This is a genomic window from Qipengyuania gaetbuli (assembly GCF_009827315.1).
Lineage (GTDB): Bacteria > Pseudomonadota > Alphaproteobacteria > Sphingomonadales > Sphingomonadaceae > Qipengyuania > Qipengyuania gaetbuli.
This window is the reverse complement of record NZ_WTYF01000004.1, coordinates 534,496-548,725: the sequence shown is the minus strand read 5'-3', so window position 1 is coordinate 548,725 and position 14,230 is coordinate 534,496. Positions and strand designations below refer to the sequence as shown.

Below are 14,230 nucleotides of genomic sequence, written 5' to 3'. Positions count from 1 at the left end.
CTTATGCCTTCCCGCGCCACAAGGCGATCGCCTCTCGATATGCGCTCAGGTAATTTTCGACCAGCCTGTTCACGCTGAAAGTCTCGAGTATCCCGGTATCAACATTCTGGCGGGGAGGGCGCTGCGAAATCGCGGCAGACAGGATTTCGGCAAGGGCATCCGCATCCTGGCGCGGGTAGACCTGCGCTCCGGGATACATGGCCGCAACTTCCGGTGATCCGCCGGCATCGCTCACGACGGCAGGCAGTCGATGCGCCATCGCTTCGATAAGCGTACGCGGCATGGGTTCGGGCCAGATCGAGGGGATTACCATCATGTCGATCGAATCCAGAAAGGGATCGACCGGGACGAAGCCGAGCCATTCGATGGGTAAGTCCGAATAGGTACTCTTGAGACCACGAATGTATTCTTGGTCACCATTGCCGGCGATCGACAACTTCCAATCGCTCCTGCCCAGCGAGCGCAGAGCCCGCAGGAGCACTTCGATGCCCTTTTCCGGCTTGATCGCTCCTGCGAAGCCCAGATGGTAGGCTGGGTCCCCGGGTGCTGGGCTGGCGACCGGACGGTTATCGAGGATTCCGGGAACCGCGTTGTAGATCACCCGCGATGGCACGTCGCGGAAGACGCCGAGTTCGCGGTGCCGTTCCACCATGTACGAGCTATTGCCAACCACGAGGTCAACCTCGCTTGCACTCGCAACCTTGCGAGACGTCAGAATCCGGCAGGACAGGCAACGGGATGGACAATCTCTCAGGTCTTTGAACACGCTAGACCTGGAGCACATGATCCCGAAATCCCGAAGGGTATGGACGACCGGCAAGCCCTGACTCTTCGCCAGCGGGATCACCTGCGACCCGAAACCGGTCAGGTTATTCGTATGCACAACATCTGGAGATATTCTTTGAAAAATATCTGCAATCGTTGACTGGTTTACGAATTTCATTCCGTCATGAACGTGCCAGCGTAGTCGAGAGCCGCTACCCCGGCGGATGCCGTCATACGGCCAATAAATATTGCCATGAGCAAGCCGATGAATTTTTACGTCGTCCTTTACCTCGGAAATGTCATCGCCGTCGGTCAGGCATATTACAGTAATATTACATCCAGCCTCAGTAAGTCCCTTGGCAAGGACCTCGACACTTCTTTCTGCGCCACCAACGGTGGAGGGCGGATATAAGCTGTTGAGTAATACAATTTTCATTATTAAATGCGACCTGCGTCGTGCGATTTGCTCTATGCGAACGGGTCTTCCGCATCCAATGCGAAAAATCCGGGATCGTTTTGCCTCCAAATCGGGTTTGGTCAACTCCCGGTGCGGTTGACAAAATGCAGGTGTTTTGTAGACCTTTTGGTGAAGGCGGCACGGAGCGTGTCGTGAAAACAGGAGAATAAAAAATGAAGAAGGTGTTTCTCGCTGCTGCAGTAGCCTCGATGGCTTTCGGTGGCGCTGCTTCGGCTGCTGAGCCGCTCCGTGCCTCGCAGGCGGTTCCGGCTGCTGCCAAGGTTTCGGCCGAAGCTCCGGTGAGCCGCGCTTCGAAGCGTAGCGAACAGAAGTCGGAAATCGGCGGTTCGGCCGTGCTTATCGCCGTTCTGGCCGCTGCCGCTGTGATCGCCGGCATCGTTGTTGCCACCGACGGCGACGACAGCAACGGCTAAGAACTCGATCTGGGGCCAGCCGCTTCGGCGCCCTCGATCCAAGTTTATTAAGGGGCCATCGCCTTCGGGCGGTGGCCTCTTTTTGTTGTCTTCTAGTGAACGTCGGTGCCTTTCGATTTCACGGCGAATCTCGGCCGGAATGATCTTGGCCGGCAGCCGGAAATCTTCCCGGCTATCTAAATCTGCAGGTTTCCGAGGTCGGTTTTTGGTAAGTTGAGCGGTCAATCTAACGCTATATTTAAACGGTTTATCGCAAGTGCGAAAAAACCTAGTGAATGTTGCACTTCGGCCACTCTTTCGATGAGTGTCCCAATTAAATATAGGCCAACCCACTTCGAAGGGGGTCAGCCTTAAAATGCCAAGAAAACGTTCACGCAGGGCCACGATGCAACCGATGCATCTTGGGCTGAGCGGTTTGCTTTTTATCGGTTTCCTGTCCTTCGCCACTATTCTGGGTGGCGGCGGTGTTCCCTCCGTTGGCACGGAAGGGCTCGTCATCCTCGTCGCTCTGGCAGCGCTCGCCTTCCTGACCGTCAAGGCTGACGGTCTGGACGGCAGGCTACCGGCCACTGCCTGGATTGCTGTGGCGGCCCTGCCGTTCCTGATTGCGCTTCAGCTGATCCCGCTGCCAGCGGCGGTATGGACCGCACTGCCTATGCGCGGGTCGCTCGCATCGGCCCTTCAAAGCCTCGAAGGCGATCTCCCCTCCTGGCCGCTATCGATCGACCCTGCTTCCACTTGGTGGAGCTTGGTCAGCCTGGCGCCCCCGATTGCCGCATTCGTGATGGCGTACACCTTGCGGCGTGACCTGGTGCCGGCGGTGCTGCTGGCAATCGCATTGCTGGCGGTGGCCTCCGGATTGCTTGAAGCGTCGCAGGCGCTGGTGGGCGATGTATTCTTTATCCATCCAAGGTCGATAGATGCAGGACCAAGCGGGTTGTTCGCCAACCAGAACTCCCAGGCTACTTTCCTCGTCATCGGAATAGTCGCGCTGATAACGCTGGCCCTCATGGACAAGCGCGTGCGGAAATGGCGACCTGCGTTCGTAGCTGCCGGGCTGTTCCTCGTAGTTTGCGTCCTCATGACGGGTTCGCGCGCGGGCACTACTCTGCTGATCGTGCCTGCGTTGCTCATTGTTGCCGTCGCGTTCGCCCGTTCTTCCAACAAGAAAACCTGGGCAATCGGCTCGGCACTCGGCGCGGCGTCGGTTCCCCTGCTGGCGTTCGGATTGCTCCAGATCGAGCAGGTGAGGAAGCTTGCCGACCGGTTCTCGGACCTCAGCAGTGGCCGTGCGGAAGATATCTGGCCGGATTCACTTTACCTCGCCCAGGAAGCCTGGCCTTGGGGAATGGGTGTCGGCACTTTCCGCCACTCTTTCGAACTTGTCGAGCGTCTGGAAGTGGTGGACCAGACGACTGCGAACAGGGCTCACCAGGACTGGCTCGAATTCGTAATCGAAGCCGGATTGCCTGGCGCAATCCTGCTGGCAGCGGCAATCGCGGCGATAGTGTGGTCGGTGTGGAAGAAGCGCAAACGCCTTGGCCAGGCCGAGGTATTCTCAATCGTCGTCCTTATTGTCATTGCCCTACATTCGACTGTCGATTATCCACTCCGGGCTATAAGTCTTGCTGTGTTGGCCTCAACTGCTATGGCCTGGATACTTTCGGACGGGACGCACCTTGAAAAACGGAAATAAAAACCCTTTCGGCCGGGCAGGCCTCTTTTTGTGTTTGGCGAGCCTCGCTCTGGCAGGGTGTCAGACGACGCCTTCCCAGTCGCTCGCACGCGACGCTGCTGCCTATGACCTGATTTCCCAGGACGACGAGGTCGTGACCTATCGCGTCGGCCCATTTGACCGTCTCACGATCACCGTCTTCAACGAGCCCACCCTTTCGTTCGCCGACATTCCGGTCGATGCCGAAGGGCGGTTCGATTATCCACTTATCGGCACGGTCGATGCCGCAGGCCTGACGACCGAACAACTGACCGGCGAAATCAAGCAGCGGCTCGATGCGACCTATTATCGCGATGCGCGCGTCACTGTCTTCGTGACCAATTCGGCCAGCCGCTTCGTGGTGGTTGAAGGTAGCGTCGAGGAACCTGGCCGTTACGAACTGACCAATGGCCGGGCATCGCTGGTCGAGGTGATCGCGCTCGCGAAGAGCCCGACCCGCACTGCGAAGCTCGACCAGGTCATGGTTTTCCGCAACGAGAACGGAGAGCGCTATGGCGCCGTGTTCAATCTCGCGGACATCCGCAACGGCAAGGCCGATGATCCGATCCTGCGCGGTGGCGACGTTGTCGTTGTCGGCTTCTCTTTCCTGAAAGGCGCGTTCCGCGACTTCCTCACTACGGCACCGTTCTTCAATGTATTCACTCGCTTCTAGCTCCGCCATGGATCCGAGCCAGGAGGTCGTGATCCTCCCGCCGGGCGATCACGCCTATGGCGCCCCCGCTGCACGGACGCTCGATTTCAGGCGCCTGGTGGGCAGTCTGTGGCAGTATCGTCTCCTGATCGCAGGGATTGTGGCGGCGTTCCTCCTGTTGGGGATTGCCGTCACCTTCCTGATGACGCCCAAATACACGGCGTCCGCCACGATCCAGATCGATCAGGAAGAACAGCGCATCCTTGATGCCGAAGACCAGGCCGCGTCCGCCGCCTACCAGGATGCGGACCGTTTCCTTCAGACCAATGTGGACGTGCTCCGCAGCCGTCGCATGGCGGAACGCGTGGCTGAGGAAATGGGCCTTTTCGACAACGATGATTTTCTCGAACTGATGAATGTCGATCCGCCCGGCGAAGATGAAGCCAATCCCGAACTTGCCCGGCGTGACGAGGTGCTCGAAACGATCGAGGACAATCTCGGGATCAGCCTGCCGCAGGATTCGCGCGTTGTACGAGTGAGCTTCACCAGCCCCGATCCTGCGTTTTCCGCGCAGTTCGCCAATACCTTCGTAGCGAGCTACCTGCGCTACAACATCGAGCGTCGCCTCGATAAGACCGCCTACGCTCGCGATTTCCTTTCGCGCCAGCTCGAAGAAGCACGTGAGCGACTTCAGAACGCCGAGCGCGAAGCCAATGACTACGCGCGCAACACCGGCCTTGTTCGGCTACCGTCGACGACACCTGGTGGCGCCGACACTACGATCACCACGATCGACCTTGGTCGCTACAATGATGCGCTGGCGCAGGCCCGCACGGACCGGATTGCAGCGGAAAGTCGCTGGAATAGCGTGGCCAAGGCACCCGATTATGCAATCGCAGAGGCGTTGCAGAACAATGCAATGCAGGATCTCATCGCTGAACGCGCGCGGGTCCAGTCGCTGCTCGAGGCGGAACTCGCGGTCAAACAGCCGACCCATCCCACCGTTATTCCCCTGCAAAAGCAGCTCGACGAATACGATGCCCAGATCTCGCGTCTGGCTGCCGGCGTCCGCGCTTCTATTCGCGACGCCTATCGTATCGCTGCCCAGCGGGAATCCGAGCTTCAGGGCCGCGTGAATTCGCTCAAGGGCGACACCCAGGCCGAACGTGATCGCAGTGTGCAGCTCAACACGCTCACCCGTGAAGTCGAGACCAGCCGCGAGCTTTACGACGGTTTCCTCCAGCGCTTCCGCACGCTGAGTGCAGAAGCGAACATCACCAGCAACAATGTCCAGCAGATCGACATTGCCCAGCAGCCCATGGAACCGTCGTCGCCGAATCTGCTGCTGAACCTGCTGCTCTCCCTTATTGCGGGTGTGGGTGTTGCCGGCCTCGTCATTTTCCTGCGCGAGCAGATGGATGATCGCCTCCGCACGGCCGACGAACTGGAACAGAAGCTCGGCCTCAAGCTGCTCGGTATCACGCCGGCGCTGAAGGACGGGGAATCCCCGATCGAGGCGCTCGAGGACCGCAAGGCACCGCTGACGGAAAGCTTCTACTCGCTACGCACCGCGCTGCAGTTTGCCGTGCCGTCCGGCCTGCCTCCGCGTATGCTCGTAACCTCGACGAGGCAGGGCGAGGGCAAATCGTCCACTGCTTTCGGTATCGCGAAGACGATGGCAGATGGCGGAAAGCGCGTTCTGCTGATCGACTGCGACCTGCGTCGTCCTTCGGTTCACCGGGCAATCGGGACGGACAACGACACCGGCCTCGTCACTGTGCTTACGACCGATGCGCCGCTTTCGAGCGTGGTTCGCAAGACCGATATCGAGACCTTCGGCGCTGTTACCAGCGGTCCGCTTCCCATGAATCCGAGCGACCTCCTCGCTTCGCACGCCTTCGTCAATCTGCTGGCAACGATCGAAGACCAGTACGACCTCGTCGTCCTGGATGCGCCGCCGGTAATGGGGCTTGCCGATGCTCCGATCCTGTCGGCCATTCCAAACACTGCAACCGTGTTCGTGGTCGAGGCGGAAGACAGCCATCGCGGCGCCGCTCGCAATGCCCTGCGTCGCCTGAGCAGCGCCGGAGCCAATGTAGTCGGGGGCGTCTTCACGCAGTTCGATTTCGCAAAGGCGAAACGTCTCGGCCTGGGTGGCGGCACAGACTACTCGTACAGCTATTATGAGTATGGCAGCTAATCCAACCCTGAAGCTCGTCGGCAAGGCCAGCTTGCTCGCAGGCCTTGCCGCAGCTGCCGCTCTCACGGTTGCGGCCATGACCGACCGTGGGGGGATTTCGGTTACCCAGCAGTGGCCCTTCGCCATAGCGAACGCACGTGGCGAGGTTGCCTCCGCAATCGAGGATGGCGATGGCGTGGCCGCTCTCGAGGCGGCCGAGCGTCTTGTTCTCAACGCCCCGCTGCGGCGCTCCAACGTATCTCTCCTAGCCACCGCGCACCAGCTTGCGGGCAATGCCCAGGCGTCGGCCGATATCTTCAGGATTGCGAGTTCGCTCGGATGGCGCGATCTGCTGGCACAGGGGAACGCGGTCCAGCTGGCGCTTGCGAACGGCGAATACGATATCGCCGCAAGCCGGATGGAAGCGCTGGTCCGGGCAGAGCCCGGGAGCGCCGTCACCCGCCAATTGGTGGTCGTTATTGCTGATGTTCCGGAATCCCGTGCAGCGCTAGGCGCAGCCATGGCAGCCGGTGATGGCTGGGGCGACAATCTCATCATCGGGCTACACGAGCTTCCAGTGGAAGAGATCGCTGCGCGCCTGCCGATCCTGCGTGCAGCAAGTTCCAACGGTTTTCAGCCGACCGAATTATTCGCCCGGCGTGAAACCGACCGGATCTATGCCGACAATCCTGTCCTTGGTTGGGAAGTCTGGACCGCGCTGGCCGGACCGGGAGCGGTCGCTGAGACGGGGCTGTGGGATTCGGACTTTTCGACGATCAAGGAAAGCTCCTTTGGCGGCCGCGCCCCTTTTGAATGGCGGCGGGAGCGTCGTACCACGCAGACCCTCGGTATCGCAGAGCAAGACGGCCAAGTCAGGCTCGCTGTGACAGGTCGCAATTTCGCTGCCGAGAACCTTGCCAATCAGCACGTCCGGCTTGCCCCGGGTCGATATCTGTTAGGGTGGGACAGCAGTGCGGCGGTTTCCGGACGTCCCGACCTGCTGCTTTCGGCCGATTGCGCACTACCTACGCGCCCGATGGAACTCGGTCCTGCCATTTTCGAAGAAGGCTCATTCTACCGACTGCTTGTCGTGGGGCCGGAATGCATGCTCGCCCAGATACGAGTGTTCGCTCCAACCGGTGGCTCCGACAGCCGCTGGATTGCGAATCCGCGCGTGCTTCCGATAGATTGATGGCGAAGTGAATCAAGCACCGTACCATAGCACGTCGAATACTCTGCCGCTGATCGATCAGGTGGATGCTTCGGTCTCCAGCAAGGTGGGCTTCATCAGCATCGCCTTGGCGACCTTTTCCTTCTGGTTCGCCTGGGGGATCGGACCGGAATCCTTCACGGTTTCTGCGACCCAGATATTCATCGTCATCGCCTTTGGCGCCTGCGTGTTCCAGTGGATGGTCTTCGGCGACGCCATCCCGCATGTGACCCGCCAAGCGCTGCACCCGATCCTGTGGGTCAGCACGGCGATGATCCTCGTTGGCATGGCATCCATGGTCGTCGCGCCGGACCCGGTTCTCACCATCAGGTTCCTCAGCCGCTGGGTTTTCGGAGTTCTTTACCTAGTCTCGTTCGTGCAGTTCGTCACGCTGGACGCAGAGCGTCTGCGGAAGGTCGTTCGGGCATTTCTCTACGGCGGGGTCGCGACTGTGCCCGCACTCGTGATCGGTTATTTCTACCGTCCGCTGGGCGAGTTGGTTTTCTGGGATCTTTGGTCCTATCGAAGCAACGGCTTTCTCGAGCACCCGAACCAGCTGGCGATGGTTGCTCTCGTTGCTCTTGTCCTCGCGCAATTGCCCGGACTTTTGAACCGCAAACTGTGGCTCTTCGTGATGGCGGCGCTGGTATTCGTGCTGGTGACGGCAGGATCGAAAACGAACATCGCCCTTGCAATTCTCATCCTCCCGGTGATGTTCTTCTGGCTGCCGGCGCGTGAAGGCCGGGCGGTCGAGGCGCTTGGCGGCGCTATTGCGGGGCTCATTGCGGCCGTCACAGGGCTCGCTGCAATCGTCTTCGGCCTGAAGACCTACAACAACTACTTCTACCGCAAGCTTGAAGAGTTCATCACCAATCCGGACCGCGCCGACAGTACGCAATCGCGCGGCGGGATGTGGCAGGACTCCATCAATTGCATGCTGGAAAAACCGGTTTTCGGGATCGGGGGCGGGAATGCCAATGCGTGCATCAACTACACGCACGCGCACAATGTCTTCATCAACTACCTGCTGGAAACCGGGATCGTCGGCCTGCTACTGATCGTGGCTTTCTTCCTGCTCGTGATCTACTCGGTAATTCGTGTTTCCAAGAAGCTCGCGTATGGAATTCACGCGAGTGCCTATAACAGGCAGCTCTTCAGATCGGCCGGGCTCGTGCTGGTCGCAATCGTCCTGTTCATCATCAGCAATTCCTCAAGCGACTCGCTCGGGGGATCGACCATGCCGGTCCTGTGGATGCTTGCCGGCGTCGGATTGGCGATGAGCACCGTCATCGAGAGGAAAGGGGCGCGGCCGCGTGCGGCGCCAAGCTATGGCTATGCAGCCACGCCCTCTGCGGTCACGCTTGGTAAACCTCGAGCGATCCCTGCACCTGGGGCGGGCTTCGGAAAGCCGCTGTCCGGTAACACCTGACCTTTGCTCCGCTGGCGACCCTGACGGGGGCTGACGCGGGCGGCATTGCGAGAGACACCCGGTCGAGCCATATCCGGGATTGCTCATCTGCAACGACCGCTCCCGGGTCGACGATGCCGCCAACCATCCTATCGCCGCGATCGTCCGAAATATGCGTCCCGATCATGAGGCCCATTGAGGTCCCGACGTTCCTCACGCCGCCGCCGCTCGTCTCGCGGAATTGCCCTGCGAGATCGAGACCGATGCTGTCGTCATGCAGCGTGTAGGCATTGTCGGACTGCGAGGTGTTGTAGCCCGAGACGCGGTCTCCGTTGCGGATTGCCCGGCAGTTTACTGTGACCATGTGGGTCGCCGCACCGGCGAGGGCGTTTCCGGCCGAGAAGCCATCGCGCGTGTTGTTGCTGGTGTCGCAATCCGAAAACAGCGCCAGCCCATAAAGGGTTCTTCACGCGAACCCCGCCGCCGCCGGAGGGAACCGACCATGCACCACCATTGTAGCGGAACGTGCAGCCCTCGACGACCAGCGCCTTCATTCCCGCTGGCAATCCGCTTATCTCGTAGGCGAGGGCAGCGCCCGTATTCCCGCGGATGGCATCGAACCCGGATAGGGCGTCATTTCCCCCGAGATAGATGCTGACCGGTGATGCGAAGGACCAGACCGCCGTGCTCGGTCGAAGGAAATATGTATTGGCGGTCGTGACCGGCGCGCCGTCGTGACGATAGATATCGGCCTTGCCGTCCTGATAGGCCCAGCTTCCGGGAATGCGATTGCAGATCGCTGCACTCGCGACGCGGATGTATTCCGGGTGAAAGCCGTCCCGGTCTAGGCGCGACCGGTCCAGCACGCGATCGACGCTGCTTGTCGAGACCACGTGCGTGTTTGCGTATTGCGCATCGACAGGAGCGTTGCCCGTCTCGTCCCAGCTGCCTGTGACGACCCGTCCGCCGTGCGCGATAAAGGCGATATCGACAGTGGGCGAGGTGCTGGCGAAGCCCGGGCATGCCCCGCGCGAATAGGCACCGGCCTCGATCATGATCTTTGCCGGCAATCCGGCCTCGTTGGTAGTCCGGATTGCCTTGTTGATCGATCGGAAGGGCGCAGCCTTCTGTCCCGTTCCCGAGCTGTCGTTCCCGCTGGGAGAGACGTGCAGTACAGTGCCCGGCGAAGCGCGCGCATCGCTGAAGCGGTCGAATATCTCCGCAGCGGTTTCGTCGATCGCGGCGACATTATGCGCGCTGCCGAAAGCGATCGAACCAGCGGGTTGCCATTGCGCGACCTGCCATCCGGCCAGCCATTCCCCAGGCAGGCGCATGGGTTCGGAATGCAGGCCGGTAGGGGTGCCCAGCCGCGAGAGTGAGGCGGGATTGGCCCCGCCAATTGCTCCACTTGTCCTGATGGTCAGGCCTCCGCAATCAGATCGGTTGCGGTGGTCCCGGTCGCGCGGACGAAGGTTGCCCTGACTGCAATATAGCTCGCGTCGGGGAGGTTCCGGTAGGTGACATCCTGGTCACCATCGAGCCCCCTAAGGGTGACATCCCCGCCGGTCCCGACATAGATGCCCTTCGGAACGACCGGCAATGCGTCGTCGTCGCTGGGCGCGATAGGGAAAGGCGAGCGCGACGGGTGCCCGACGCTGTCGCGAAAGTCTTCGAATCTGTCCATTTGGCTGCTCCTTTTGCAGGGAGCTGAGCCAATAATCAGACGAAGTGGCTGTAGGAAAACGAAATAATGAGAAGCGCCTAGGCCTAGCCGTGATCGGCAAAGGCGCGCGATACGGTGTTCTTGAAGTTCTGCCGGAATGCCTCGATCGAGAAGCGTTCCGCATTCGCGCGGCAATCCTCTGCCGATATCGAAGAGCCATCCGCCACGAAGGTGTCGATGGCAGCCAGCAGCGATTCCAGCGTCTGGTCCTCGTACAGCACGCCGCTGGCGCCGGGCGAACCCAGCGGAACGACAGTCTCGGCTGTGCCACCCTTGCCAAGCGCGATCACCGGTGTCCCGCAGGCCTGTGCCTCGACCGGCGCGATGCCGAAATCTTCCAGGGCGGCGAAGACAAACGCGCGCGCTTTCTGCATCAGCCGCTGCAGCTCGGCGAAAGAGACGTGCCCGCGGACTTCGACATTGGGTCCGGCCAAGGCGCGCACGCGGTCGAGCTCGGGGCCGCCGCCAACCACGACGAGTTTCAGATCGGGGCGGCGATTGAAGGCTTCGACCACCATCGGGGCGCGCTTGTAGGGGACGAGGCGCGAGGCAAAGAGGAAGAAGTCTTCCTTCGGCTCTTCGCTAGGCACGAAGTCCGCGACATTGACGGGCGGATAAACGACTTCGGCTTCGCGCCGGTAGATTTTCCAGATCCGGCGGCGAATGAAATCGGAGTTGGCAACGAACTGGTCGACGAGATTGGGCGTGCGCGCATCCCATTTGCGGAACCGGTGCATCATCGAATGCGCGATCGCGCGCTTCACGCCGCCGAAGGTGCCCGAGATGTTGTCGATATACTCGTGGGTTAGGTCCCAGGCATAGCGGGCCGGGCTGTGGACATAGGCCACGTGAAGCTGGTTCGGGCCGGTTATGACTCCCTTCGCCAGTGCCGCACTGGACGAAACCACGAGATCGTAGGAGGACAGGTCGAACCGCTCGATCGCCTGAGTGCAAGGCAGGATGAGGCTGCGGTAATATTTGCTGACCCCAGGCAGCCGGTTGAGGCTGCTCGCATGGATAGTTTTGTCGCCGAGAATCTCGGTCCGTTGGGCGTCGGTGAGGAAATCGAACAGGCTGAAGATGTCCGCCTGCGGGTAAAGCAGGTTGAATTGCTCCACGACGCGCTCGGCGCCAGATATGACCGGGAACCAGTCATGGACGATCGCTACCTTGCCATCGTAGTCGGGGGACAATTCATTTACTCCAGATCTTCATGCCGGGCACGGCAGTGCTCGTCAGGTCGAGCCAATTAAATAAGACGGCAGGCTGAACGTACGATGCGAGCCTACCTGCAGTTATTGTGAATTGCCGTAGGTACGCTCGATCAATTGGTCCAGTTGATCTGCGGAACTATCCCAGTCGTATCTAGCCACGTTGCGATATCCGCGCTCCACCAGGTCCGCGTGCAGGTTCGCGTCGGAAGTGAGCGCGTTCATCGCCTGCGCGAGTTCGGACGCATCCTGCGGATCAAAGTAGAGCGCTGCATCTGCGCAAACTTCGGGGAGGGCAGACGCTCGCGCTGCGATGACGGGCACGCCGAGATGCATGGCTTCGATTGCCGGAATGCCGAAACCTTCGAGAAGTGACGGCATCACGAAGGCGCTCGCTCCCAGGAAGACCGCCTTGAGTTCGGCATCGCTTATCCGCGGGAGGCGATGCACATTGGGATTGCTCACCATCGACATTTCGGCCTGAAATATCTTCGGATTGCTGCCGCCGACGATGACGAGGTCGAAGGGCGGGTTTTCCAGGCCGGCGTAGGCTGCCAGGGCGGTGCCGAAATTCTTGTTGGGATTGGCGCTCCCTACACACAAGACATAGGGACGCCCATCGATGCCGTATCGCGCGCAGGTCCCAGGATCGGCCTCTACATCGTCGAGGTGACCGGCAGCGTTCGGAATAACCGTGATGCTGTCGACCGGGATATCGAAGGCCTTGGCGATCTCCTTGGCGGACCAGTGCGATACGGTGCAGATAGTGGCGCGCTTGACCAATTGCCCTTGCAGCGCGGTGTACCAATAGCGAAATTTGCGCGAATACCCTTTGGGCCCGAGCTGGTAATTGACGTCGTGCATCATGACGATCTGGCGCTTCACCCCGACAGGCGCGGTGCTGCAGAGATTGAGCAGCAGATCGTCAGTGCCGACCTGTCCGCGCAAGATGAGCTGTTCCCAGAAATGCCCGCCCGCTGCGGGAAGCGGCGAGGGGATCACTTCGACGGGCAAGGCATAATCGGAAAGCGGCTCGACCGGAGCGAGAGCGCGCATGGCCGGTCGGCGTTCCAGTACTCTGCGCCCCAGTTCGTAGGCGACGCGCTGCACACCGGTCATGCCTTGCCCGGTGAAACGGGCATTGAGATAGATCACTTGGAAAACTCTTGGTGAATGCTTGCGAAATCGTGGCGGACCTCTAGGCGGACAGGGGGCTTCGATCAAGGAACGCGGTTGTAATGTGGCGAGTGGGCGGAAGTATTGCGAGCATTCGCCTGACGGCGATCGCACTGCGCTTCGCGCTGACGATCTTCATCACGGCCAATCTCGGTCTTGAAGCGATGGGACAGTTCGGGCTCGTGCTCGGGCTCGGGGCACTGGCACCTGCGCTGTTCGGCTTCGGACTGAACTTCCACATGGCCCGCGCGATCGTGGGTTCCGAGGAAGAACGGCAGGTTGCGATCATCCGCAGCCGTATCGGCTTCACTCTGGCCGTCCTGCTTTTGGCAAGCATCGCAGGGCTGCCGTTTGCGATTTCAGAGGCAGGGATGCCTCTTGTCCTCGTCCTGTTGATCGCCGCGATCCTGTGGGGCGAGGCGCTGGGAATGGACATTTACATCGCGCTGACCGCGCTGCGCTTCAATGTGCTGGCAAACTTCAGTCTCGCGATGCGGAGCGCGTTCTGGATTCCGGTCGCTGTCGGTCTTGCCGGATTCTCGCCCGAATATGCCAACCTGCAAACCATTCTCGCCTGCTGGATTGCCGGGCAGGTCGCTAACATCGTAATCGTCTGGGCAGTACTTGGCAGCCGTCTGCAAAGCTCCGGCTCCAAGGGAGATGGCTGGTCGCGCGCGACCATCAAGGACGGCCTGCGCATCTGGCCGAGTGACCTCGCACTGGTCCTGATCGCCTTCGGAGACCGGTTCATCCTCTCGGGCACAGTGGACGAGCGCCAGTTGGGGATATTCGTGTTCTTCTGGAGCTTCGCCAATGTTGCCCAAACCCTTGTCCAAGCGGCGATCATCACTCCGTCATTACCGAAACTTATCCAGCTTCATCGGGAAGACGTCGTTGGCTGGAAGAACCAGATCCGGCAGCTGGCAGTAATCGTGATGCTCTCGGGGGCCGTCCTTGGCGCTGGTATCTATGCTTTTATCTTCCTGGTCCATTCATACTTCCCCCAGGCAAATTTCCCTTGGGCGCCGGTATTCGGCGCGACGATTATCGTTGCTACTATCGTACGGTTCGTCGGCGACTTCCTTTCGACCGTCCTCAATAGTGCAGGTGCAGCCAATGCCTATTCGCTGCTGAATGTGGGATTTGCAGTGGCCCTCATGGCTGCATTGATCCCTGCCTCGATGTGGGGCGGAATTCATGGCGCAGCGCTTGCCTTGTTGGCAGTGGCGGGGGTGTTCAATCTGTTGAAACTAAAAGCTGTCAGGGCAGTCTACCAGACTGCCATCGGTGGCAACAGGTAG

12 protein-coding genes are annotated in these 14,230 nt (G+C 60.3%); 7 read left to right on the top strand and 5 right to left on the bottom strand.

The genetic code is table 11. The annotated features are described in order from the left end of the window. Position 1: 1 nt before the first annotated feature. Complete coding sequence (locus tag GRI42_RS04980) at positions 2–1,201, bottom strand: glycosyltransferase family 4 protein (RefSeq protein ID WP_160607236.1); 1,200 nt, start codon at positions 1,199–1,201, stop codon at positions 2–4. Positions 1,202–1,395: 194 nt separating this feature from the next. Between GRI42_RS04980 and GRI42_RS04975 the strand changes: the two genes are divergently transcribed. The 6 genes from GRI42_RS04975 (at position 1,396) to GRI42_RS14125 (ending at position 8,840) form a co-directional block, all read left to right on the top strand. Continuing rightward, positions 1,396–1,656, top strand: coding sequence for a hypothetical protein (locus GRI42_RS04975; protein ID WP_234033846.1), 261 nt, complete (start codon positions 1,396–1,398; stop codon positions 1,654–1,656). 385 nt (positions 1,657–2,041) lie between these two features. Then, on the top strand, positions 2,042–3,352 hold the full coding sequence (locus GRI42_RS04970; protein ID WP_160607235.1) for an O-antigen ligase family protein: 1,311 nt from the start codon (positions 2,042–2,044) through the stop codon (positions 3,350–3,352). 34 nt (positions 3,353–3,386) lie between these two features. Beyond that, positions 3,387–4,043: a polysaccharide biosynthesis/export family protein gene (locus GRI42_RS04965; protein WP_160607234.1), complete on the top strand. Its 657-nt coding sequence runs from the start codon at positions 3,387–3,389 to the stop codon at positions 4,041–4,043. Positions 4,044–4,050: 7 nt separating this feature from the next. Next, positions 4,051–6,222 carry a GumC family protein gene (locus GRI42_RS04960; RefSeq protein ID WP_160607233.1) on the top strand — a complete coding sequence of 724 codons (2,172 nt, stop codon included), beginning with the start codon at positions 4,051–4,053 and terminating at the stop codon, positions 6,220–6,222. Beyond that, entirely contained in the window at positions 6,212–7,393 is a 1,182-nt protein-coding gene (locus GRI42_RS04955; protein WP_160607232.1) for a hypothetical protein, read from the top strand. The genes GRI42_RS04960 and GRI42_RS04955 overlap by 11 nt, the downstream gene beginning before the upstream one ends. A 7-nt stretch (positions 7,394–7,400) precedes the next feature. Beyond that, positions 7,401–8,840: an O-antigen ligase family protein gene (locus GRI42_RS14125; RefSeq protein WP_160607231.1), complete on the top strand. Its 1,440-nt coding sequence runs from the start codon at positions 7,401–7,403 to the stop codon at positions 8,838–8,840. Between the two features lie 251 nt (positions 8,841–9,091). Here GRI42_RS14125 and GRI42_RS04945 read toward each other — a convergent pair whose 3' ends face one another. From GRI42_RS04945 to GRI42_RS04930, 4 genes are all read right to left on the bottom strand, one after another. Then, positions 9,092–10,153: a hypothetical protein gene (locus GRI42_RS04945; RefSeq protein ID WP_160607230.1), complete on the bottom strand. Its 1,062-nt coding sequence runs from the start codon at positions 10,151–10,153 to the stop codon at positions 9,092–9,094. 86 nt (positions 10,154–10,239) lie between these two features. Beyond that, positions 10,240–10,503: a spike base protein, RCAP_Rcc01079 family gene (locus GRI42_RS04940; RefSeq protein ID WP_160607229.1), complete on the bottom strand. Its 264-nt coding sequence runs from the start codon at positions 10,501–10,503 to the stop codon at positions 10,240–10,242. An 83-nt stretch (positions 10,504–10,586) separates the two neighbouring features. Continuing rightward, the gene (locus GRI42_RS04935; RefSeq protein WP_160607228.1) at positions 10,587–11,735 is read right to left on the bottom strand and encodes a glycosyltransferase; all 1,149 of its coding nucleotides are present in this window, start codon (positions 11,733–11,735) and stop codon (positions 10,587–10,589) included. A gap of 102 nt (positions 11,736–11,837) precedes the next feature. Next, positions 11,838–12,977 carry a glycosyltransferase family 4 protein gene (locus GRI42_RS04930; RefSeq protein ID WP_160607227.1) on the bottom strand — a complete coding sequence of 380 codons (1,140 nt, stop codon included), beginning with the start codon at positions 12,975–12,977 and terminating at the stop codon, positions 11,838–11,840. A 14-nt stretch (positions 12,978–12,991) separates the two neighbouring features. Between GRI42_RS04930 and GRI42_RS04925 the strand changes: the two genes are divergently transcribed. Beyond that, entirely contained in the window at positions 12,992–14,230 is a 1,239-nt protein-coding gene (locus GRI42_RS04925) for a lipopolysaccharide biosynthesis protein (RefSeq protein WP_160607226.1), read from the top strand.